The sequence below is a fragment of the Zhongshania marina genome (genome assembly GCF_002915595.1).
Lineage (GTDB): Bacteria > Pseudomonadota > Gammaproteobacteria > Pseudomonadales > Spongiibacteraceae > Spongiibacter > Spongiibacter marinus_B.
Window position 1 is genome coordinate 173,673 of record NZ_PQGG01000040.1, and the last position, 23,494, is coordinate 197,166.

General features: G+C 49.9%; 18 protein-coding genes. 8 read left to right on the forward strand and 10 right to left on the reverse strand.

The genetic code is table 11. The features are described 5' to 3' along the window. Nucleotides 1-12 precede the first annotated feature (12 nt). The 3 genes from pheA to gyrA all read right to left on the reverse strand — a co-directional run bounded on the left by pheA (nt 13) and on the right by gyrA (nt 4,997). Nucleotides 13-1,158: a prephenate dehydratase gene (gene pheA, locus C0068_RS17540; protein ID WP_103685779.1), complete on the reverse strand. Its 1,146-nt coding sequence runs from the start codon at nt 1,156-1,158 to the stop codon at nt 13-15. A 4-nt stretch (nt 1,159-1,162) separates the two neighbouring features. Beyond that, the gene (serC, locus tag C0068_RS17545) at nt 1,163-2,242 is read right to left on the reverse strand and encodes a 3-phosphoserine/phosphohydroxythreonine transaminase (protein ID WP_103685780.1); all 1,080 of its coding nucleotides are present in this window, start codon (nt 2,240-2,242) and stop codon (nt 1,163-1,165) included. 100 nt (nt 2,243-2,342) lie between these two features. Continuing rightward, entirely contained in the window at nt 2,343-4,997 is a 2,655-nt protein-coding gene (gyrA, locus tag C0068_RS17550) for a DNA gyrase subunit A (RefSeq protein WP_103685781.1), read from the reverse strand. Nucleotides 4,998-5,270: 273 nt separating this feature from the next. On the opposite strand from gyrA, the gene C0068_RS17555 reads away from it, so the two are divergent. Genes C0068_RS17555 through C0068_RS17570 form a run of 4 tightly spaced genes read left to right on the forward strand, consistent with a single transcriptional unit; the run spans nt 5,271 to nt 8,774 of the window. Continuing rightward, complete coding sequence (locus C0068_RS17555; RefSeq protein WP_103685782.1) at nt 5,271-6,599, forward strand: TRZ/ATZ family hydrolase; 1,329 nt, start codon at nt 5,271-5,273, stop codon at nt 6,597-6,599. 1 nt (nt 6,600) lies between these two features. Further along, nucleotides 6,601-7,332, forward strand: coding sequence for a bifunctional 2-polyprenyl-6-hydroxyphenol methylase/3-demethylubiquinol 3-O-methyltransferase UbiG (gene ubiG, locus C0068_RS17560; protein ID WP_103685783.1), 732 nt, complete (start codon nt 6,601-6,603; stop codon nt 7,330-7,332). Then, entirely contained in the window at nt 7,332-7,997 is a 666-nt protein-coding gene (locus tag C0068_RS17565) for an HAD-IA family hydrolase (RefSeq protein ID WP_103685784.1), read from the forward strand. Before ubiG ends, C0068_RS17565 begins: the two co-directional genes overlap by 1 nt. 24 nt (nt 7,998-8,021) lie before the next feature. Continuing rightward, nucleotides 8,022-8,774, forward strand: coding sequence for a YciK family oxidoreductase (locus C0068_RS17570; RefSeq protein ID WP_199176221.1), 753 nt, complete (start codon nt 8,022-8,024; stop codon nt 8,772-8,774). A 136-nt stretch (nt 8,775-8,910) separates the two neighbouring features. Here C0068_RS17570 and C0068_RS17575 read toward each other — a convergent pair whose 3' ends face one another. The 3 genes from C0068_RS17575 to C0068_RS17585 form a co-directional block, all read right to left on the reverse strand. Further along, nucleotides 8,911-9,753 (reverse strand): HDOD domain-containing protein, encoded by an 843-nt coding sequence (locus C0068_RS17575; RefSeq protein WP_103685816.1) that lies wholly within the window; start codon nt 9,751-9,753, stop codon nt 8,911-8,913. A gap of 144 nt (nt 9,754-9,897) precedes the next feature. Then, the gene (locus C0068_RS17580; protein ID WP_103685786.1) at nt 9,898-11,076 is read right to left on the reverse strand and encodes a pyridoxal-phosphate-dependent aminotransferase family protein; all 1,179 of its coding nucleotides are present in this window, start codon (nt 11,074-11,076) and stop codon (nt 9,898-9,900) included. A gap of 136 nt (nt 11,077-11,212) precedes the next feature. Then, the gene (locus C0068_RS17585; protein WP_103685787.1) at nt 11,213-12,685 is read right to left on the reverse strand and encodes a 3'-5' exonuclease family protein; all 1,473 of its coding nucleotides are present in this window, start codon (nt 12,683-12,685) and stop codon (nt 11,213-11,215) included. Nucleotides 12,686-12,928: 243 nt separating this feature from the next. On the opposite strand from C0068_RS17585, the gene C0068_RS17590 reads away from it, so the two are divergent. Then, nucleotides 12,929-13,492, forward strand: a complete 564-nt coding sequence (locus tag C0068_RS17590; RefSeq protein WP_103685788.1) for a glutathione peroxidase — start codon at nt 12,929-12,931, stop codon at nt 13,490-13,492. A 21-nt stretch (nt 13,493-13,513) separates the two neighbouring features. Continuing rightward, nucleotides 13,514-14,593 carry a DUF3080 family protein gene (locus C0068_RS17595; RefSeq protein ID WP_158250022.1) on the forward strand — a complete coding sequence of 360 codons (1,080 nt, stop codon included), beginning with the start codon at nt 13,514-13,516 and terminating at the stop codon, nt 14,591-14,593. A gap of 14 nt (nt 14,594-14,607) precedes the next feature. Here C0068_RS17595 and C0068_RS17600 read toward each other — a convergent pair whose 3' ends face one another. After that, nucleotides 14,608-16,074 (reverse strand): RimK family ATP-grasp domain-containing protein, encoded by a 1,467-nt coding sequence (locus tag C0068_RS17600; protein WP_103685790.1) that lies wholly within the window; start codon nt 16,072-16,074, stop codon nt 14,608-14,610. Between the two features lie 233 nt (nt 16,075-16,307). Between C0068_RS17600 and C0068_RS17605 the strand changes: the two genes are divergently transcribed. Both C0068_RS17605 and C0068_RS17610 read left to right on the forward strand, forming a co-directional pair. Next, a complete protein-coding gene (locus C0068_RS17605) occupies nt 16,308-17,417 on the forward strand; it encodes a GNAT family N-acetyltransferase/peptidase C39 family protein (protein WP_103685791.1) in 1,110 nt (369 codons plus the stop codon). A gap of 10 nt (nt 17,418-17,427) precedes the next feature. Continuing rightward, nucleotides 17,428-18,750, forward strand: coding sequence for a flavohemoglobin expression-modulating QEGLA motif protein (locus C0068_RS17610; protein WP_103685792.1), 1,323 nt, complete (start codon nt 17,428-17,430; stop codon nt 18,748-18,750). A 119-nt stretch (nt 18,751-18,869) separates the two neighbouring features. On the opposite strand, the gene C0068_RS17615 is transcribed toward C0068_RS17610, so the two are convergent. The 3 genes from C0068_RS17615 to C0068_RS17625 all read right to left on the reverse strand — a co-directional run bounded on the left by C0068_RS17615 (nt 18,870) and on the right by C0068_RS17625 (nt 23,464). Next, a complete protein-coding gene (locus tag C0068_RS17615; protein WP_103685793.1) occupies nt 18,870-19,715 on the reverse strand; it encodes an OmpA family protein in 846 nt (281 codons plus the stop codon). Nucleotides 19,716-19,993: 278 nt separating this feature from the next. After that, nucleotides 19,994-20,275, reverse strand: coding sequence for a pyrimidine/purine nucleoside phosphorylase (gene ppnP, locus C0068_RS17620; protein ID WP_103685794.1), 282 nt, complete (start codon nt 20,273-20,275; stop codon nt 19,994-19,996). An 81-nt stretch (nt 20,276-20,356) separates the two neighbouring features. Beyond that, a complete protein-coding gene (locus tag C0068_RS17625) occupies nt 20,357-23,464 on the reverse strand; it encodes an efflux RND transporter permease subunit (RefSeq protein ID WP_103685795.1) in 3,108 nt (1,035 codons plus the stop codon). Nucleotides 23,465-23,494 lie beyond the last annotated feature (30 nt).

Sequence of the window (23,494 nt, forward strand, 5' to 3'; positions counted from 1 at the left end):
CAAACACCATCGTTAAATTGCCGCCTTTGGGTAAGATCCCAAGACTTTAAACATAATGGAATGCTGCTCGATATCCTTGAGAATATCGACAATGATGGCATCGTCACGATGCCCTTCAAACTCTATAAAAAACACGTAGGTCCACGGCTCGGTGCGCGATGGTCGCGTGTCGATACGCGTGAGCATGACATCTGCCTTTTGAAACGGCTCTAGTAATTTAAACAGCGCGCCGGGGCGATTACGCGCAGACACCACCAAAGAAGTTTTATCGCGCCCGCTGGCCGCCACATCCTCACGACCAATGATCAAAAAGCGTGTCGTATTATCCGGCTGATCTTCAATATTTGCCGCCAACTGTAATAAGCCATACTGCTGTTCAGCCATATCGCCGGCAACCGCTGCAACGCCCTCTTCCTCGGCAGCCATTCTCGCCGCCTCACCGTTGCTACTCACCGCAGAACGCTCGATACCAGGATAATGCCCATCCAACCAGCGCCGGCTCTGCGCCAAGGCTTGTTGATGCGCGCAAATCCGCGTGATTGGCTTATCTTTGCCGTCTTTCCCCACCAGCAAGTGCAGACGAATACGCAATTCCAATTCACCGCAAATTTTTAAAGGCGAATTGATAAACGCATCAAGCGTATGAGAAACCATACCTTCGGTAGAATTTTCTACCGGCACCACGCCGTAATGGCACTGACCATTAGCCACCTTGGCAAACACTTCATCTATAGAGGTTTGCGGCACACTAATAACAGCATGACCAAAATGCTTGAGCGCAGCAGCCTGGCTAAATGTACCCATTGGCCCCAGATAAGCCACTTCCATCGGCTTTTCTAAGGCCAAACAGGCCGACATAATTTCGCGAAAAATAAACGCCACCGTGTCGTCAGCCAAAGGGCCTTTATTTGCCGCCTTCACCCGCGCCAAAACCTGCGCTTCGCGCTCGGGCCGATAAAATAGTAGCTGCTGTGAACTACTGCTGTCGGCACTCGACTCAAATTGCTGAGCTGCGGCAAACTCCCGCAATTTCACTTCGGCAACCTGCTGAGCGCAGCTAGCACGGCGATTCAGCAGGTCGTGAATCTGGGTGTCGATGCTATCGATGTCCTGACGTAAATCGTCCAGACTTATCGGCGGCGTGTTGGATTCGCTCATAATCTCAGCCGTTCTTTTGTGCAAAATCTTTCATATAGGCGATCAAGGCGTCTACCGCTTCTTCAGGCACAGCGTTATATACGCTAGCGCGCATCCCGCCCACCGAGCGATGACCTTTCAAATTCAGCAAACCGGCCTCTTCCGCGCCCGCTAAAAACGCCTTGTCTAAACTCGCGTCCGCCAACACAAAGGGGATATTCATTAAAGAGCGGCTAGCGACCTCAACGGGGTTGCTATAAAAACCGCTGGCATCAATATAGCTATATAGCTTTTCTGCCTTGCGACGGTTAATACGCTCCATCGCCTCTAAGCCACCCTGGGCCTTCAGCCACTTGAATACCAAGCCAGCCAAATACCACGCCAAGGTTGGCGGTGTGTTGTACATAGAATCGTTATCAGCAGCGGTTTTATAATCCATCATGGTTGGCGTGATTGGGCTGGCTTTGCCCAGCAAATCTTTACGAACAATCACAATAGTCAAACCAGCGGGGCCGATATTCTTTTGAGCGCCTGCGTAAATCAACGCAAATTTATTTACATCGATGGGACGCGACAAAATAGTGGACGACATATCCGCCACCAAAGGCACCTTGCTGTCTGGCGTCCAGAAAAACTCCAGACCACCAATCGTTTCGTTTGGCGTGTAGTGCAAATAAGCTGCGTCGTCACTTAAATTCCAGCTATCAAATGCAGGAATCGTAGTGAAATTAGTATCCTCAGAGGACGCTACCACATTTACTTTAGCGTAGCGCTTTGCTTCTTTAATGGCTTTCTTAGACCACTCCCCAGTGTTGACGTAATCAACAACCTTGCCTTCACCCATCAAGTTCAAGGGCACGGCCGAGAATTGGCTGCTTGCGCCGCCCTGCAGAAACAGTACCGCGTAATCGTCAGAGATCCCCATCAGCTCACGCAGATCCGCTTCGGCCTCTTTCGCAATGCCAACCATTTCATCGGAACGGTGGCTCATCTCCATGACCGACAAGCCGCGGCCCTGCCAATCCATTAGCTGCTCGCTGGCTTCCGCCAATACTGATTCAGGAATTGAAGCCGGACCTGCACAAAAATTAAAACGACGCGCCATCTTGAATCGCCACTCCGAAAGATTAAAAAATATAAAAACAAACGGCGCCAGCGGCGCCGCAACTCGTTACTCAGTTATAGCAAAGCAATATCGACAAAAATTACTCGTCGCCGCCATCATCCGCTGGCGCTGCTGCATCACCGTCAGTGCTCGCCGCTTCGCCGGCAATCACATCGTCTGATGAGGCAGTTTCTGCATCGTCACCGGCGCCCAACAACTTCTCGTCATCTTCTTCCTCAACACGCTGAACGCCAACCAAATGCTCGTCTTCTTTCAAACGAATAACACGAACACCCTGTGTATTACGGCTGAGGATAGAAACCTCGTCCGTGCGTGTGCGCACCAAAGTGCCCTGGTCACTGATCAGCATCAGATCGTCGCCTTCAAAGACCTGCACCGCACCAACCAAAGGCCCGTTACGCTCACTCATAGCCATCGCAATAACGCCGCGATTACCACGACCTTTAGCAGGGAAATCTTCAACCAAGGTACGCTTACCGTAGCCGTTCTCAGAGACGGTCAAAACCCGACCACCCTCTTGCGGAATAATCATCGCGATAGCGCGTTGCTCATCATCCATACGGATACCGCGCACACCGCGAGCAGTACGACCCATAGCGCGAACGGCTGTTTCTGGGAATCTCGCCGCCTTACCCGCACTGGTTAATAGCAAAATATCATTCTCGCCATTGGTGATCGCGGTGCCAATCAGCACATCGCCTTCATCGAGCTCAATTGCGCGTAAACCAACACTGCGCTGACGAGAGAATGCCTCTAACGGGGTCTTTTTCACGGTACCAAAACTGGTCGCCATGAAGATGAAATAGCCTTCGGTGTATTCATTAACCGGCAAAATAGACGTAATGCGCTCATTCTCATCCAGCGGCAATAAATTCACCATTGGCCGACCGCGAGAGTTACGGCCCGCAACAGGAATTTGATAGGCCCGCAGCCAATACACTTTACCTATATTGCTGAAACACAAAATCGTGGTATGGGTGTTCACCACTAATAAATGCTCAACAAAATCTTCGTCTTTCACCGAGGTCGCCGACTTACCCATACCACCGCGACGCTGGGCTTGGTAGGTATCTAAGGGCTGCGACTTAGCGTAACCACCGTTAGAAATAGTGACCACGCGGTCTTCTTCTGGAATCAAATCTTCGTGATTAAGATCGAGCTGCGACGCCACAATTTCACTGCGACGCTCGTCACCGTAATCCGCTACAACCTGCTCTAATTCACCACGAATAACCGCAATAAGCACGTCTGGGTTGGCCAGAATATTTAAATACTCAGCAATTTCCAGCAGGCGCTCTTGGTACTCGCCCAGTAATTTTTCGTGCTCAAGACCCGTTAATTTCTGTAGACGTAAATCAAGAATCGCCTGCACCTGTACCGGCGACAGGAAGTACTGCCCATCCCGCAGGCCGTACTGATCTTCAAGATCATCAGGGCGACAGGCATTTTCGCCGGCGCGCTCTAACATGCCTGCTACATCGCCTAATTTCCACGGCCGAGAGATCAAGCTGTCTTTTGCTTCTTGGGTCGTTGCAGAAGCTTTAATAGTGGCGATAATTTCATCGATATTTGAAATCGCAACCGCCAAACCTTCCAGCACATGACCGCGCTCACGCGCCTTGCGCAGCAAGAAAACCGTACGGCGAGTAACGACTTCGCGACGGTGGCGAATAAAGTATTCAAGCAGCTGCTTGAGGTTCAAAATACGCGGCTGGTTGTCGACCAAGGCCACAATATTAATACCAAATACGTTTTGCAGCTGGGTCTGGGCGTAAAGATTGTTCAGAATGACTTCGCCGCTTTCGCCGCGCTTCATTTCTATAACAACACGCATACCGTCTTTATCAGACTCATCGCGCAGCTCAGAAATACCTTCTATCTTCTTCTCTTTAACCAGCTCAGCAATTTTCTCAATCAAACGCGCCTTGTTAACTTGGTAAGGCAGTTCGTGAATAAGAATGGTTTCGCGATGGGTCTTTTCGTCGACGATGACCTCAGCGCGGGCGCGAACATATATACGGCCACGGCCTGTTCTATAGGCTTCAACAATGCCGGCACGGCCGTTGATGATCGCCGCAGTTGGGAAGTCTGGGCCAGGAATATGCTCCATCAACTGATCAACAGTAATATCTGGATCATCCAGCAGGGCCAAACAGCCATTAATAACTTCAGTTAAGTTATGTGGCGGAATATTCGTCGCCATACCAACCGCAATACCCGAAGAGCCATTAATTAATAGCGCGGGGATTTTGGTAGGCATAACCGCTGGAATTTGCTCGGTGCCGTCGTAGTTGGGCACCCAATCAACGGTTTCTTTATCTAGATCAGCAAGAATTTCATGGGCAATTTTGCGCATACGAATTTCGGTATAACGCATGGCCGCCGCATTATCGCCATCGATGGAACCGAAATTACCCTGACCGTCGACCAGCATATAGCGCAGTGAAAACGGCTGCGCCATCCGAACGATGGTGTCGTATACCGCTGAGTCACCATGAGGGTGATATTTACCGATTACGTCCCCCACCACACGGGCAGACTTTTTATAGCCTTTATTCCAGTCATTACCGAGCTCGCTCATAGCGAATAGCACGCGGCGGTGAACTGGTTTTAGACCGTCTCGCACATCGGGCAGTGCCCGACCGACGATAACGCTCATTGCATAATCAAGGTAGGACTGCTTTAACTCGTCCTCGATATTTACCGGCAGAATCTCTTTAGCTATATCAGCCATGAATCGGGTAATTCCTTATTATGGATAGTCGTCACGTGGCAGTGTCGCCTCGAAATCGGCCTTATCCGGTATTTAACTCACCACTGTCGCCGCCTCCGCCGACGGCGCAGCTGGTCTAAGCGGAAAATAAAGCGGCAATCATAGCATAAATCTCAAGCCCGTAGACAGTTCAAAATCGCCGTAAATCAATGTACTACCGCAGCAAAAGGCACCCACAGCGGTGGCGTTAACGGGTATACTTGCGCCTTTGCGTAAACAGATACGGACAGCCCCATGCCTGCCCAAAGCCAACACCCCGTCGACACCCTCATATTTGCACGTTGGATTATTCCCGTTGCGCCCAACTGCACGCCGCTAGTTGAGCACGCACTGGCCATTCGCAATGGCGAAATTTGCGCCATCCTACCCGCAAAAGAAGCAGAAGCCATTGAGGCCGCCGACGTACTACGGCTAGATAACCACGTGCTAATGCCGGGGCTAATCAATGCCCACGGCCACGCGGCCATGAGCCTATTTCGCGGCATGGCCGACGACAAACCACTACACACTTGGCTTAACGACCACATTTGGCCTGCAGAGGGGCGCTGGGTAGACGAGGCATTTGTTCGCGACGGCTGCGAGCTAGCCATTGCAGAAATGCTGCGCAGCGGCACGACCACCTTCAGCGATATGTATTTTTTCCCGGAGGCCGCCGCTGGCATCATTCGCAAAGCTGGCATTCGCGCCCAACTTAGCTTCCCCATCTTCGACTTCCCCTGCGCCTGGGGCAGCGGCCCCGACGAGTATCTGCGCAAAGGCCTCGCCCTGCGGGACGAGCTAAAACACAGCAAACTCATAACCGTTGCCTTTGGCCCACACGCACCCTACACAGTTGGCGACGACGCGATGCAGCGAGTAGCCACCCTCGCCGCCGAAGCAGACGCCGCAATTCAAATTCATCTACACGAAACCCAGCAAGAAATAGATGATGCCGTCGCCCAAGCCGGCAAACGGCCCATCCAGCGTTTGGCAGAACTAGGCTTACTCGGCCCCAAAACCCAGTGCGTACACCTTGCAGCCCTGAATGATGACGACATCGCCACCCTCGCTAATTTTGGCTGCCATGCGGTGCACTGCCCTGAGTCAAATATGAAACTGGCCAGCGGCTTTTCTCCGGTAGAAAAAATGCGGGCCGCCGGCATTAACGTCGCAATCGGCACCGATGGCGCCGCGAGCAATAACGACCTCGATCTATTCAGCGAAATGCGCAGCGCAGCACTGCTGGGCAAGGTGGTTGCCGGTGATGCCAGCGCACTACCAGACCACTACGCACTCACCATGGCCACCCTGAATGGCGCCAAAGCGCTAGGCATAGACCATCTCGTCGGCAGCCTCGAAGTAGGCAAACAAGCCGATGTGATCGCCATAGATTTATCAGCACTAGAACAGCAGCCGGTTTACAGCCCCGTATCACAACTGGTGTATACCAATATCAGTCATCAGGTTCGCTATAGCTGGATCATGGGCCGCAAGGTACTGGATAATGGCGAACTGACCACGCTAGACCGCCGAGACATTATTGCTCGCGCAGAACTCTGGCGCTCAAGAATTAGCGGAGAATAAAATGCAGCACGCGGAATCGCAGCAACAACACAGAAACAACGTCGATCCGGCAGAAATCGCCAAGTTTGAAGAACTGGCCCATCGCTGGTGGGATCGCAATAGCGAGTTCAAACCCCTGCACGATATTAACCCCCTGCGAGTCAATTATATTGACGAACGCTCACCACTCGCGGAACGCCGAGTAGTGGATGTAGGTTGCGGCGGCGGCATTTTATCAGAGGCCATGTTTCAACGCGGTGCCAGTGTTAAAGGTATCGACATGGGCGAAGCCCCGCTGAGTGTCGCGCGCTTACACCAACTAGAGTCCGGCGCCAAGGTTGAATATGTGCAAACCACGGCGGAAGAACTCGCCGCAGAAGAAGCCGCAAGCTATGACGTCGTGACCTGTCTAGAGATGCTAGAACATGTTCCCGATCCCTCATCGGTTATTCGCGCCTGCGCGGCCCTGTGCAAACCCGGTGGCGATATTTACTTTTCCACCATAAATCGCAACCCCAAAGCCTTTATGTTTGCCATTGTCGGTGCCGAGTATTTATTAAAAATGCTACCCAAGGGTACCCACGACTTCAGCCGCTTTATTCGCCCTGCGGAACTAGGTAACTGGGTTCGCGACGCCGGTCTGCAAATGCAACACATGACGGGACTCACCTATAACCCGCTGCTGCGCACCTATCGACTGAACGACAACGACGTCGATGTAAACTATATGATTCACGTTAAGAAACCCGCCTGATGCTGCACGCCGTATTATTTGACCTTGATGGCACTCTGCTCGATACCGCCGCCGACTTCACCGCGGTACTCAACAGCATGCTCGACGAACACAGTCGCCCGCAACAGAGCTACGACGCCGTGCGTCGCAAGGTTTCCGACGGCGCCCGCGCGGTCGTCAGCCTAGGGTTTGAGCAAACCGAAGGTAGCGACGGCTTTGCCGATTTACTCAATGAGTTTCTCGACCGCTATCTTGCCCAGCTCTCGGTCAGCACAACCCTCTTTCCCGGCATGGCCGACGTGCTAAGCCACATAGAGTCTCAGGGATTAAAGTGGGGAATTGTCACCAACAAGCCGTCGCGCTTTACCGAACCACTGCTTGCGGCAATGCAGTTGCAGACGCGTTGCGGCACCGCAATTTGCCCCGACCACGTTACGCATCGCAAACCGCATCCCGAGCCCATATATCTGGCCTGCAAAGAAATCGACTGCCTACCAGCAAACGCGATCTATGTAGGGGATCATCAACGCGACATCGACGCGGGGCGCAATGCCAGTATGCGCACCGTCGCTTGTCGCTACGGCTATATTTTAGAAAATGACAGCGCCGACAACTGGGGCGCCAATTACGTGGTCGACACCGCCAGCGATCTTATTCCACTCATCAACAAATTACTGCAGTCATAAACCCGAGGATTTTACGTGCCTTTAATGCTTCCCCCAGATTTTGTCGCCGCGCCGCAGTGCCTTGAAAACAAAGTCATACTCGTAACCGGCGCTGGCGACGGCATCGGCCGCGCCGCTGCACTGAGCTACGCCCAACACGGTGCCACAGTAATTTTGCTAGGCCGCACCATTGAGAAGCTTGAAGCCGTATATGATGAGATAGAAGCCGCTGGCTACCCACAAGCAGCGATATATCCCGTGCATTTGCGCGGCGCCGCAATGAAAGATTACGAAGAACTGGCAAACACCATAGAACGCGAATTTGGCCGCCTAGACGGTTTACTACATAACGCTGGCGTACTCGGCCAACGCCGCACCCTAGCTCAAACTACCGTAGACAGCTGGGACGAGGTATTGCACGTAAATTTGACCGCGCCGTTTATGATGACTCAGGCGCTACTGCCCATGCTGGCTGCTGCAGAAAATGCCTCTATTATTCTTACCTCTTCTAGCGTTGGCCGCAAAGGTCGGGCATTTTGGGGAGCCTATGCGGTATCAAAATTTGGCACAGAAGGCATGATGCAAATTTTGGCAGAGGAAGAGTTTGAACTTAACAATATCCGCGTTAACAGCATTAACCCTGGCGCCACCCAAACTGTTATGCGACGCACCGCCTATCCCGGTGAAAATCCGCAAAACAACCCTCTGCCAGAGGTCATTATGCCGCTTTATCTCTATTTAATGAGCGATGCCAGTAAGACCGTCAACGGTCAACAGTTTGACGCTCAGAGCAAATAACAGAGCATCTACAGGTATGATTGGTTTTGTAGGAGGCCGCACTGAGGCCGATGGAATTACGCTTAAGTATTGTTCGCGGCAATCGCGGTCGGCGCCCACTCCTTGTGCGCCCTAGCTCGGGCGCAATAGAGGTAAATCAATCGCGCAACAAGCCCTGCATCGCTTCTATTTGCTGCTGATATCCTTCACTGGTATCTGGAGTCACGGGCAAACCTAGGCGAGCAAAGGCCGTTACCGTCGACCAATCCACACTTGCCAAGGGGTGTTCGCTACCCACATAGCTATGCAAATTCGCAACCGTGACTAAATCAACATAATCACCTTCCGGTGCTTCACGATTAAAATCCATATGTTGCGTCGGTACCACCACCAGCTCTTCTGCAAAACCCCAGGCCTCAAGAATTCGACTGCCAACCTCGGGGCTGAGGCTAATCAATATGTGATCAAGTAAATTGGGATGATCACGCAAAAACCCGCGCCCCACCGCGTATGACAAAACAGGCAAGGTACCCACTTGGTGAACAATACCCGCCAGTGTCGCCATCTCTGGCTTTAAATGTGGCTGTGATTTAGCGAGGGTATGGCATATCGCCGCCACGTCGGTGCTGTGCATCCAAATCGCACGCATACGCTGATTCAGCGCCTCTTTGGTCGACAAAAATATTTGCTGCATCGCCAAGGTCGTCACCAGCGTGCTGGTATAGGCGAGACCAATTCGACCTATAGCTGACTTTACGTCGTGAATAGGCTGAAACCCCCTTAATAAGGAGCTATTGGCAATACGCAAAATGCGGGTCGCAATTGAACTGTCGTTTTCGATGATCGTCGCCAACATACCAACATTCACATCGGGATCGCTGGCCGCCTCGCGAATCTCTAGCGCGACTTCTGGCAAAGTCGGCAAGACTATCGAATCATTTTCAATGGCGTCTAATAGGTCAAGCCGAACCTGTTCGACCAAGGGATTACTTAGGGACACATTTATAAGCTCACTGCTAGACATAAAGAGAGACTAGCAAAAGCCTAGGCACATCATCAGTGCTAAAAATACCTATAGTGAAGATACAAAAATGCCGAACCAATGAAGACCATCAGCTCGGCATTTTGCTTAGCTATTTTAAAATTAAACTAAGGCCGCTTGCGCAGCTGCAATGGCTTTCTCAGCATCACAGGCAAGACCTTGCTCTGTCATTGCCGCAGCCAGTGCCTTTAACAACAGGCTAATATTCTCCATTCTGGCGCTGTAGCCCATCAACCCAATTCGCCACACTTTACCAGCAAGATCACCCAAGCCCGCGCCGATCTCCAAGTCGTAATTCGCAAGCAGGTATTGACGGGTGGTCGCGTCATCAATGCCCTCTGGAATATAAACGCTGTTTAACTGCGGCAAGCGGTGATCCGCATCAACCACAAAACGAATTCCCAGCGTTTCTAGCCCAGCCGCCAAGGCTTTGTGCATCGTGGCATGACGCTGCCAAGCATTTTCCAGGCCCTCTTCCTGCAGCATAACCAAGGATTCATGCAAGCCGTAAAGTGCATTCACCGGTGCAGTATGGTGGTAAGCGCGCTTTCCGCCCTCACCCCAATAACCCAAAATCAAGTTCATATCCAAAAACCAACTTTGCACTGGGTGCTTACGCGCCTTTATGGCTGCCACCGCGGCATCACTAAAGGTAACGGGCGACAAACCCGGCGTGCACGACAGGCACTTTTGACTGCCGGAATACACCGCGTCGGCCTGCCACTCATCTACCATCAGCGGCACACCGCCCATTGAGGTAACCGCATCAACAATACTCAAGGCATTGTATTGCTTCGCCAAGCCACACAATGTTTTTGCATCACTGAGTGCGCCCGTTGAGGTCTCGGCATGAACAAAAGCCAAAACTTTAATATCGCCGTGCTCTTTTAAAGCTGCCTCAACCGCCGCCGGCTCTACCGCCGTCCCCCAAGCAAAATCGAGTCGCACAGCAGTAGCGCCGCAACGCGTCACGTTCTCAATCATACGATTGCCAAACACGCCGTTCACACACACCAGCACCTTGTCACCGGGCTCAACAAGGTTAACAAAACAGGCTTCCATACCGGCAGAACCTGGTGCAGAAATTGGGAGAGTCAGCTCATTACTGGTCTGAAACGCATACTTTAGCAAGGCCTTGGTTTCATCCATCATGCCCACAAATAAAGGATCTAAATGCCCCAGCGTTGGCCGGCCAAGAGCCTCTAAAATCCGAGGGTGTACATCTGAAGGACCGGGGCCCATCAAGGTACGACGAGGAGGATGGAACGAAGAAATTGCCATAATATAATCTCGCTAATCTGCAACGACGCCAACAACCAAAGAGCAATGATTGATTGTGGCCAATAAAGTTGACAGCGATTATACCTGAATACCCCGCCCTGTTAGAAACCGCATTTATAAAGCGGCAAACAAGTCCCTACACCGCGAAAAAATCGGACAAGGTCTGGCAGGGCAATTCATCAATAAAGGCCTTTATCAGTCGATAGTGCTCATACTGAAAATCTTTAACCTGCTCACACCGCCGTTGAGCACTCTCTAGGTCTATCTGCGCCTCACCCTCTTCACGAGGCACAATGTGCTCACGCATTAACTTAGCGTCGGCATCCCATACAAAACTGCCGTAGTATCGCCAGTCATTAACCAAATGCCACTCAGCAAAGCCCGACGCATTCCGCTCGCAAATAAATACCGGCTCCTCGAAAGGCCACGGCGTATACAAATAGCTAGACAGCGCCGCTATAATTTTTTGATTGGTGTTCTGCGGCTCGACAGCTCCATTTATAGGAACGCCATCATTAGGCAGAGCACAATTCGCACAGGCGCACTGCTCACCCTCGGCAAGAATATCCAGTAAATACAAGCACAGACCGGACTCCTTAGCCAACTCAGCGACACGGGCTTTGGCCTGCTTTCTATCGCGAAAAATGGCAAATAGCTCCCCCGACTGAACGACACTTGCCGGTAAACCAGAGCGAAATCGCAACTGAGTAAGATCATTCTCATTTACAACAAAACGCACACAGCAGGGCTTGCCAGCAGCCTTTGGGCGACGCTGCATTAGCGGTGTCTCATAACGCAAAGCGGTACTCAAATAAAAACCCACTGACAAGTCACCCGCCAATACCTGCCACTGAATACCCCAAACTCGCCGCGCCAATTTAGTCGCCTTGCTATCGCCGGAACAATTAGCGAAATGATGAAGCACCTGCGCTTGCAGCGACGTCGCCCCACCTAAATACAACAGCTCCCCAGCCTCACCCAATAAGCGGTAAACACCGGGCTGACGAGGAATAGCGTCAATATCTTCCTGACTCAGTGACGGCGGTAATACCGGCAGCCCCAACTGCAAACCCAGCTCAAAATTAAAAACCGCCTCGCCCTTATCTTCCCTCGCATAATCCAAAAATGCCTTCATCGCATCAACGTCAGCCATCGCTCTGTGATGCACCGGAGAATAAAAGCCAATACGATGACAAATTGCCTCTAAGCCATGCTTAGGCCAGTCGGGATATAGGGTCCGCGCCAACTTCAAAGTACACAAAACCTTGGGCTCATACTCATACCCAAAGGACCGCAAATGATGCCGCAAAAAACCCGCATCAAATTTTGCATTATGCGCGACCAATATCGCGCCCTCTAAATACCCCCACACCGTATCCACCACGTCCGCGAAGCGTGGCTGACCACGCACCGTAGCCGGGCTAATACCCGTGAGATTCTGAATAAAAAAAGGAATAGAACACTGAGGATCAACAAGCGACTGCCACTGCCCAAGAGAACGCCCACAACCATCGTCAAGACGTATCGCAATCTCCATAATCTGATCGTCACGCGCCTGACCGCCAGTGGTTTCAAGATCAACTAAGGCAAAGCGATATTGATCAAGCATAAAATTTAGCAATCATGTAATTAACAACCGTTATAAGCTATTTATAAAGCCAAGAAATATGTAAATCTAGATGGGAAAAACTAAAGACAAGGGACCAAATCCTAGAAACAGCATGTATCCACGTCACTTGCAAAGGTCTTTGCAGATGATCTGAACTTCTATTCAATTAGTATATAGTGTCTTACAACTCAAATTTGAGTATAAGCTTACACATCCATTTTACAAATGAAAGCGTGGTGATATATGTCCATCTTACTTAGGTTTAAGCCTACACTGTGCTTGCTTGGCCTGCTGTGCAGTTACAATGCTGTTGCATGGGAATGTCCAGAAAACCTAAAGCAATCCCGCCCGACCTTAGAAGCTGGCGAACTCAATCTTTGCGATACAGTAAAAAGCGCCAAAGTGCTGCTGGTGGTAAATACCGCCAGTATGTGCGGTTTCACTCCGCAATTTGAAGGCTTGGAAGCGTTATACCAAGAATTTAAAGAGCAAGGCTTGTTGGTATTGGGTGTACCCACCGCAGATTTTGGCGGTCAGGAATACGAGGATGCAGAGAAAACCTCAAAGGTGTGCCATGCAAATTATGGCGTAAGTTTTCCGGTGTTTCATAAATCATGTATTCGTTGCGACAGCCCCGACCCCTTACTCAAATTAGTTGCGGATGCCAGTGACACAACACCCAAATGGAATTTTTATAAATATGTTTTCGATCCTGCTACGGGAGAATCAGAGAGTTTCAGCTCAATGACGAAGCCAGATTCAAACTCACTGCGCAATGCCATTACTAATCGGCTTGAAATTAAATAATTTAAACAGCGAATAATGTGCATGCGCCAGAATAAAACTACTGCAATCCGTCTTGCGCTTTTGCTGTGTTTTATTTTACTACTTGCCAGCTGCGCAGACCGAGGCGAGTTAGAATCTAGTTGGCTAGATTACATCTCTAGAGTAAGCCGCGTACTCGATAGAGATACGAGCAGTGCTAATATTGATGCAAGCTTGCACTTTCCGAGGCCGCGCGATCTGGCTTTAACTTTTGAAACCAGCAATATCGATTTACTCGATTTTTTGCGCCTGCGCCGCTGCGCCCTGAGAGAAACCATAGCCCAGCGTAACAGTATTCTCGGTCGCCACGGTGATGCCAGTGCAAAACTTATTTTTGATCTGCGCTTTTTAAATGAAGCAGAAGACTGTATCCAGATATTAAATAGCGATGGCAAGAACAGCCTCGCCACTCAACTACGTGAAGCCGTCAATTTAAAAAGACGCGAACTACCTAGCCGTATATTTTTGGCAAGTATCGCAGGTGCTGAGTTTCGGGAATTTTGGCAAGCACCACCAGACTTACGTGCTTACCCTAATGATGGCAAAGACCCAAGCATTGCGGCGCTCGCCCGTTGGCAATACTGGCAACAACAATGGCTAAGTGGAAATTGGCAACATAATGCTGATGACGTCTTACTAACATTAGGAGAAATTCGCTTAGGTGGTGGCGGCGCATTACTACGTGCCCAGCAATTGAATACTCATGAACTTGCACGCGCCAGTGACATTATTTCACAAAGACTTAGCGGCCGACCTTTGTGTCTAAAGCCTTCGCCAACACCAGCGGCAGAACAATTTCGCAATGTGCTTAGCAGCCATTTTATTGGTCGAATACAAACGCAAGCCAGCCTTATTAATCAACATCAATACGCGCTACTGGAACAGATTCACGCCATTGAAAATACATTATTTTTCTCAATGAATACCAAGAATATTGCAGTGCCGACGGCGTATTTAACATGGGTAACGCAGCGCGATGAACTCTTAGAAAAAGCAACGCAGGCGCAGCGGCAACACGTTAAAGTTGCCGCTGAGCTATTAGTACAATGTGGCTTGTCACCTGGCGAAAGCGGGCAGCACTAAAAGTGCCGCCCAAATTAGCGGCGGCGCTGTTCCATGCGACGTAAAAATACCTCCATGACGGAATCGTAGAGCCCGTCACCTAGAAACAAGTCTTCTACGCCAGAATCAATACTCGGGTTATCGTTCACTTCGATCACAACCACGCGGTTATCCGACTGCTTAACATCTACTCCGTAAAAACCATCGCCAATCAATTTACAGGCCTTTACCGCAACGTCGAGCACCTTTTTTGGTGCTTCGTAGGTTGGCATCGTGTCAAAGCCGCCTGACTGACTTTTACTGCTGCTGTGCTTATAAATTTGCCAGTGATTGCGAACCATATAATAGCGGCAAGCAAACAATGGCTTGCTGTCTAAAACGCCGATACGCCAATCGTAATCGGTGTACATAAACTCCTGCGCCAACAAGAGGGCTGATTTATCAAGCAGGCGCTGACTTTCTGCGACCAAGCTTTCCCAGTTTTCCACTTTCACCACACCACGGGAAAAAGCACCGTCAGGGACTTTCAACACAATAGGATAAGCTAGCGTGTCGGCAATGCGTTTTAGCTCTTCGGGATTATCGCGACGCAAAAACTCCGTGCGCGGTGTTGGCACTTTATGGCTGCTGAGCAGGTCAGCCAAATAAATTTTATTTGTGCAGCGCAAAATTGACGTTGGATCATCCATCACGACCAGACCTTCCGCCGCCGCCTTTTTCGCAAAGCGATAGGTGTGATGGTCTACCGAGGTTGTCTCGCGAATAAACAAGCCATCGTACTCAGGCAAACGCAAATAGTCCTTTTTGGTAATTAGCTCTGCCGATATACCTAAATTCGCTGCCGCCTTGGAAAATTTGCGCAATGCGGCTTTATCACTGGGCGGGAGTTTCTCTTCTGGATCAACGAGTATTGCCAAGTCGTATCGAAACGACTTTCTCGCCTTTGGCTTACGCCACATTTTGTTACTAAAGCGCTCAAACGTAGATGCAAAAGCCTCCTGCTCGCCACCCTGTTTGAGGGATTTAAGCGCCATCATTTGCAGCTTTTTAATTTGCCATCGCTGCTTGTACTCAAAAGTAATTTCGAGGAGTGGCGAGGGAAAACGCTCAAATACCGCCTTGGCAATGGCCGCGTATTCCGGTGCCAAACACTCCCCAAACCAACTTCTAACGCTAAAGCTTTCTCCCGCTTTTCCCTCTGCCAATTTTGCAAGCAAAGGCTCAACCCCTTCGAGCAAAATATCGGAAAGCGATTTACGCGCCAACTCACTAAGGGTGTTCACCGACGGCAAAACGTTGTGCCCCCTCGCTTCAGCAAGTAGCGAGCAATAATAACCGGTGCCTAAATAGCGATAACTTCTACATAGGTTAATTACCCGCACCCGCTCGCCACTACTCTGGGTGATGCGTTCAAGATAGTCATCGAAGGTAATGACATCCTGACTCGGATAATACGGCGACCAATCTTTTAGGTCGTCAACAACAACAAAAAACCGTGACATCAACCAGTTCCTAGTAGGCGATACAATGACCGGCATTCTGCGACCAATTTTTACCATTAACAATATGCCGAAGATGATTGTATCCAGTAAATATTGCGCAGTATGATCCGTTCTTTAGCAAGGCCTACTCGCCCTATGAATTTTGCAACGATCAGACGCTACCGCGATATCAATACCATAGCGCAATTCGCAGCTACTGCCAGTGCGAATAAGCCAAACTTCAGGCTGTGCCCGTGAACCACATCCGCGCTGCAGTTCAAGGTGATTTAGATAGCTTAGAGGCCATAGAACAGCGCTGTTTTAGTGGCGACAAACTCTCGCGTCGAAGCTTTAAAAGCCTAATCAAGGCCGGCGCTCACTCAACGTCTATTCTTTTGAGTGACGGCACTCCATGTGGCTACAGCATTGTGCTGTTCCGCACCGGCACCAGTCTCGCAAGGCTTTACTCAATCGCCTTGGATCCAGCTTTTCGGGGGCAAGGCTTTGCCCAACAATTATTGGCCCATGCCGAAACGCAAGCCCGTGAACGGGACTGCCTATTTATGCGTCTGGAAGTGCGAATAGACAACCCCGCCGCCATCGCGCTTTATGAAAAATTAGGTTATGCCACCTTCGACAGTATCGACGACTATTACGAAGATGGCTGTACCGCGCTGCGCTTTGAAAAACGCCTACAGGCAGAAACCGGGTCGGCCATTACCGAAGCCCCCACCTATTACCGGCAGACCACAGAATTCACCTGCGGCCCAGCGGCGCTGATGATGGCGATGCGCAACATCGACCCCAACTACCCCATTAGCCGCCGCGAAGAATTACAACTGTGGCGCGAGGCGACGACTATTTTTATGACCACCGGCCACGGCGGCAGCTCACCCCACGGTTTGGCCTTAGCAGCCTTGAAACGCGGCTTCGGCGCTCGTCTGTATATCAACCGCAGCGGCACACCATTTATCGACAGTGTACGCAGCGAGGAAAAGCGGCAGGTTATTGAATTAGTACACCAAGACTTTAGCGAGCAGCTATTAAACCACCCAGACAGCGTTGAGATTAACCCCTTGGGGCCTAGCCAGTTTCGTGAGATTCTTGAACGGCACAGCCACGTTATTGCACTGATTAGCACATGGGCACTAAACCGCAACCGTGCGCCGCACTGGGTTTACGTGAGCAAATCTGACGAGCACTTTGTCTATATTAGCGACCCCGACACCAACGACAGCCGCTGGCAGAGTGAAACTGATTTTATGCATGTGCCAATAAGCATCAATGCCTTCACGAATATGGCGAGCTTCGGCCGCGACCGGCTGCGCTGCCTTCTTGCCATCCACCCTCAGGTATCGGAGTAAACCACTGCGCATGAGTCATCATCTGGATCGTCAATACCAAGAATCGCTCAAGCAGCTTTCTGAATCCCTCATCGCCATCCAAAAGCCCATTCTGATACTGGATGCCATCAAATGGCCGCAAACAATTGAACAGCAATTTTTTAAAGACAAGGCGGAGAAGCTGCCCGCCGTTGACCGCAACTATTATCTGCGCAACCCACTCAATTTTGACCCTGTAACAAAGGCCGCCGAACTCACCGCCCTGCACAAACAAGTGCAGCAGCGGCTTGGCCACGACGACCCGCTAGGCAATATCTTGGCGGAAACCATTGAACAGTATTTAACGGTGATTCGCTTGGTTGAAAACCGCGGAAATACCGAGTTTTTGCGAGCAAGCAGAGAGCTTTACGGATCTGCGCGGGATCACTTACGGGGCGACAAACTTACCTTAATTGAAATGGGTCAGCGCCTCTGCCATATTTTTTCGCTACCGGCAGCCAAGCACCTAGCCGCCGCCTACCCCAAGAATATTAGCGCCGAAATCGCTGTTGAGAAGCTGCAACAACGCTTGGCCCCCTATTTTTCTGACAGTGCATTTACGGTTAAAGAAACCGATGGCATTGTCTCTGATGCCTCGGCGGGCGGCGACTGCATTAAGGTCAATACCCACTCATCGTTCTCAAGCCTCGACTTACAAGTATTAGAGGTTCACGAAGGCTGGGTACACGTTGGCACCACGTTAAATGGCCGCAACCAAGCTTGGGCCACGTGGCTAAGCGTTGGCTCGCCGAGAATCACGGCACTTCAAGAGGGCTTGGCGGTACTTATTGAAACGCTGACCTTTAGCTCCTTTCCCGATCGCGCAAGGCGTATTAGTGATCGCGTCGTAGCGATAGACATGGCGGAAAATGGCGCCGATTTTTTAGAGGTATACCGGCATTTTGTCGCGCAGGGCTTAAGTAGTCACGACAGTTATAAAATTGCCCAGCGGGTGTTTCGCGGCGGCATGGTTGAAGGTGGGAGCTGTTTTACGAAGGATCTTTCCTACGTAAAAGGGTTTGTAGAAACCGTGAATTTTATTCGCAGTGCCATTCTGTCAGACAAGCCCGAACTTCTACCCATGCTTTTCGTTGGCAAAGTCGCGCTCGACGATATTCCGGTGCTCCACCAATACCAGCAAGCAGGGTTAATACAAGCTCCCCGCTATTTACCACCGATGTTTAGAGACCTGAACGGCCTATATGTGTGGTTTGGCTTTTCGAGCGGAATGTCATTGCTAGACTTAGAGCGAGTACAGGCACACTTTAAAAACTTGTTCGACCAAACCCTTTCTAAGGCTAACGGCCAAACATAAGAAAGGCGGCCAAGGCCGCCTTTCTTGCCCCCAATCTGGGGCGAATGTTCACATTTTAGTGCAAAAATTAAAATACAAAATATGCAATCTTGCACCAATATGTATCAATACCCCACGAATTAACTCCCTACTCGCTGGGTAGTTTGATTACCTTTATACGAGCTGGTTGTTTGCCCAGGGTAAATTGGCGACTCTGTTGTTACGTATTCCTCAACCGCTGGCTTTACAACAATTCGACCATTAACGTCTTTATGAACATTGCAGTGATAGCTGTATGTGCCTGGATTATCAAATTGCAGGCTGTAGGTATCACCGTTCCAACCCTTAGTCCAAATACGTGAGCCTTGCACACCGTCAAAACTAATATCGTGGGAAATTTCATCGTAATTTGTCCACGTCACCTGTGAGCCAGCAGGAATAACCAACTCCATTGGCACGGCGTGAAAAGTAGAGATATAAACATTGGTAGGTTGCGGCTCTGAAAGGACTAGCGTACCGACCATTTTCAACTCAACACGACGGTTTTCCGCACGACCTTGCGAAGTAGCGTTATCGGCTAAAGGTTCAGTTAAACCAAAGCCTTGCGCCACTAATTGCTGGGGATTCACCCCTGCAGACACCAGATAATAGCGCACAGATTCCGCGCGATTTTGCGACAAATTCATATTGTAATCGGCAGCGCCGATTGAGTCAGTGTGGCCTTGTACAGCCACCTTAATAGTGGGATTTTCCTTTAGCTCTTTACTCACTTGATCCAAAAAATCAAAGGAGATTTCTTTAATTTTTGCTGAATCAGTATCAAAGTGTACCTCGCGCAGAATTAAGATATCGCCAGACATACATCCATCAAGATCCAGCTCGGAATGCGCCGTTGGCGCCTGACAAACCCCCGCCCAAGTAGAACCAAACGGCAGCATCGCCAATATTGCAGCTGCTAAAATTAAACCAGATTTTGCCTTTTTCATATGACCCCCGTCATGTGGCGCAGCCCAACGCAGACAGGCGTCTACTCGCTGGACTTAACGCGTTTAAACATTTCAATAGACAAGAAATAAAATTGCGACCCAATTTGGGTAACACATATGAGATAGCAAAATACGCGCCGATTTCACAAATTTCGTATTACGTGCTGTACGGGCGTTAGAAAAGGGGGAAATAAAGAAGAGAAAATCAGAAGAAAAGGCCTTAAAACGGTGGGCTTAAAGCGCGTGCATTCCACGCGCTCGATAAAATTACCTAAGACTTAACCGTAAATGCACAGGTAAGCCGTATTCACAGCAACCTGTAAATCGAAGTGGCTATTCGCTGGCACATCAAAACCTTTGCCAGCAGCAAAGGTCTGCCACTCAGTTTGGCCAGGCAGTAATACCGTCAAGGCGCCGCTAATCACTTCCATACGCTCTGCCGCTTCGGTGCCAAAGCGGTATTCGCCGGCCGCCATTACACCAACCGAGGCTGGCTTATCTGCAGTAGCAAAGCCTAGCGACTGAACATTGTTATCAAAATAGCTATTGTGCTTAATCATTAAATTCACGTCCCCAAAAGGTACAAAAAAACCGCGTAATCATACGCGGCCTTGCTGTTGTGCACCAGTAATTAGCGCAGTCTACTCTGCTGTGGCCGCTACCGCTGGCAAACAGTGATGGTCTCGACCCAAATAGAGGTACATTGCCGGCACGACAAAAAGGGTAAACAAGGTGCCAATGCTCATTCCAGAGGCAATCACCATCCCCAAGGAGAATCGTGAGGCAGCCCCGGGACCACTAGCCAATAACAAGGGAATCATAGCGACGACAAGTGCCGCAGTTGTCATCAAAATTGGCCGCAAGCGAATCGATGCCGCTTCTTCAATTGCATCGCGCTTTGACAAGCCCTGCTCCTGTAAGCGGTTTGCAAAATCAACTATCAGTATCCCGTGTTTGGAAATAACCCCAATCAAGGTTACCAAGCCTACTTGGGTATAAATATTCAAGGTCATGCCAGAGAAATTAGTGAGCTGCATACCGTTGGTCATCGCAAAAATGTTCAAGGTAAGCAAGGCGCCACAAATCGACATAGGCACGGTAACAAGAATAATTAATGGGTCACGGTAGGACTCAAACTGCGCCGCTAGCACCAAATAAATAATAATTAGGGCAAACCCAAAGGTCGTCAGCAGCGCTGAGCCCTCTTGCTTAAACTGCCGAGAAGTCCCAGCGTAATCGATTTTAAATCCGGCTGGCATTTCTTCCCGCGCAATGTCTTCTAACAGAGCAAGTGCCTCGCCCTGCGATACGTCAGGGCGCGGTACAGCAACAATGGTGTTTGAACGCAACTGCTGGGCGTGCGATAGAAAACGCGGCACGACCCGTTCGCTAATCGTTGCGATCGTCGACAAGGGCACTAGGTCACCGCTGCCCGTACGCACGTAAAATGAACCCAGCTGTTCTGGGTTTAACCGAGCATCGCGGGTCACCTGAGTAATTACCTTATAAGAGCGACCTTGCAAAGCAAATCGATTAACCTCTGCACCCGCCATCATCGCGGCTAGATCAGTGCTTAAAACATCCATATCGATTCCGAGCAAGGCCGCCTTATCGCGATTAATATCAATCACCGCTTCTGGTCTGTCGATACTTAGATCAGGAGCAACAAAAAAGAATCGGTTGCTAGCGAGGGCTCGCGATACTATCGCCGCTCCAACATCAGCGATGGTTTGCGGATCTGCGGTTGACTTCAAAACGAAGGATACGGGATAGCCCTGACCCGGCGTAGGTAACGGTGGCGGCTGAAAAATAGCCGCTCTAATACCTGCAATTTTTTGGAACTCTGCGTTTATCTCATCAGTAATTTGAGTCATGGTTTTCTCACGCTCATCCCACTGCTTTGCAATCATCCCCTCAAATGCAGTGTTGGTACCACCACCTACATTGGTACTAAAGGCAAAGACATGATCTATGGAGTCATTGGTAAGTGGAATTTCCTGACTTTGCTTAAAGTACTGATTCAAATATTCCTTGGATGAATAGCCGTCGGTTTCATGGAGCGAGCCAGCAAAACCGAAATCCTCCGCTGGTGCCAACTCTGACTGGGTTGATACAAACAAAAAGTAGCAGGAAATAAAAACGATGAGACCGAAAACACCAATAACGTGGCGTTGATTTAAAGCGCCGTGAAGCTTTTCGCGGTATACCTGCCGCCAATGCTCAAATCGTTCGTCCAAAAAATGTACCAGACGGCTGCCTGACTCTCCGTCATGGGAGGGCTTCAAAATTTTGGCACACATCATGGGTGTTAAGGTCAGCGCAATAACACCAGATATCAATACGGCGCCGGCCAAGGTAAACGCAAACTCAGTAAACAAGGTGCCGGTGATACCGGTTAAGAACCCAATCGGCGCATAGACCGCGACAAGGGTTATGGTCATTGATATAACGGGGCCAACTAACTCACGGGCGCCAATTAAGGCAGCTTTTTGCGGCTCTAAACCCTCTTCTATATGTCGGTGGATATTTTCTAAAACGATAATTGCATCATCGACAACCATACCGATTGCCAACACCATGGCTAGCAAGGTTAGGAGGTTGATTGAAAATCCCATGCCATACATTAAAAACAAGGCACCAACCAAGGACAAAGGGACGGTTACTGCCGGAATTAATGAGCTTCTAACCGAGCCAAGGAATAAGAAAATTACTACAACAACAATAATGACGGCTTCTACTAAAGTTGTTTTTACGTCACTTATCGCATTACTGACATACACCGTGCTGTCAAAACCAATTTCACCCTCTAGCCCCTCGGGTAAGGCTTTAAATATTCCAGGCAATACTTTTCTAACTTCGGTCATTACTTCAAGTAGATTGGCATTTGGCCGTACCGTTAGACCAATAAATACGCCAGCCTGCCCATCCCAGTATGCACTGGTATCGTAGTCATCAGCGCCTAAAACAACATTCGCCACATCTTGCAAGCGAACCAGAGTGTCACCATTTGAGCTGACAACCATTTGCCGGAATTCGTCGACATCCCGCAGGTCCGTTGCTGCCGATAAGCCTAGTTTTACGTAATTACCGTTGGTAATACCCACTGCCGACAAGACATTCTGCTTGCGAATTTCGGCAAACACTTCACTGGCGGTTAAGTTATATGCCACCAGTTTCTCTGGTTTAAGCCACACCCTCATGGCGTAATTCTTGGCGCCGAGGATCTGCGCCTTTTCGATACCTGCGATAGCCGATATCTCTGGCTCAACAACACGAACCAAATAATCGGTTATTTGACTTTCGCTGAGCTGCTCAGAGAAAAATGAAATATACATGGCAGCGGTAGAATTCCCGTCTGCCAACTGAATAATCGGGTCTTCTGAGCCCTCCGGTAGTTGATTACGCAGCTTACTGACTTTGGCGGAGATTTCCGTTAAGGCCTCATTTGCATCTTTGTCTAAGCGCAAATTTACGGTGATGATAGAGCTACTCTGAACGGACTGAGAGGTAAGAAAATCAATGCCGTCGGCAGAGGCAATTTCACGCTCAAGTGGTGTCGTGATAAAACCTTCTATCAACTGAGGATCCGCACCGGGATAAACAACAGACACCGTGATTTGGGCGTTTTGTAGCTCTGGGTATTCACGCACGGTAAGCTCCATCGCCGCGCGCAGCCCCAAAAACAAAATAACCAAGCTGACAACTACAGCCAGTACTGGGCGTTTTACAAAAATATCAGTGAAATTCATCGCTTCTCTCAGCTAACTCTCGCGTATATC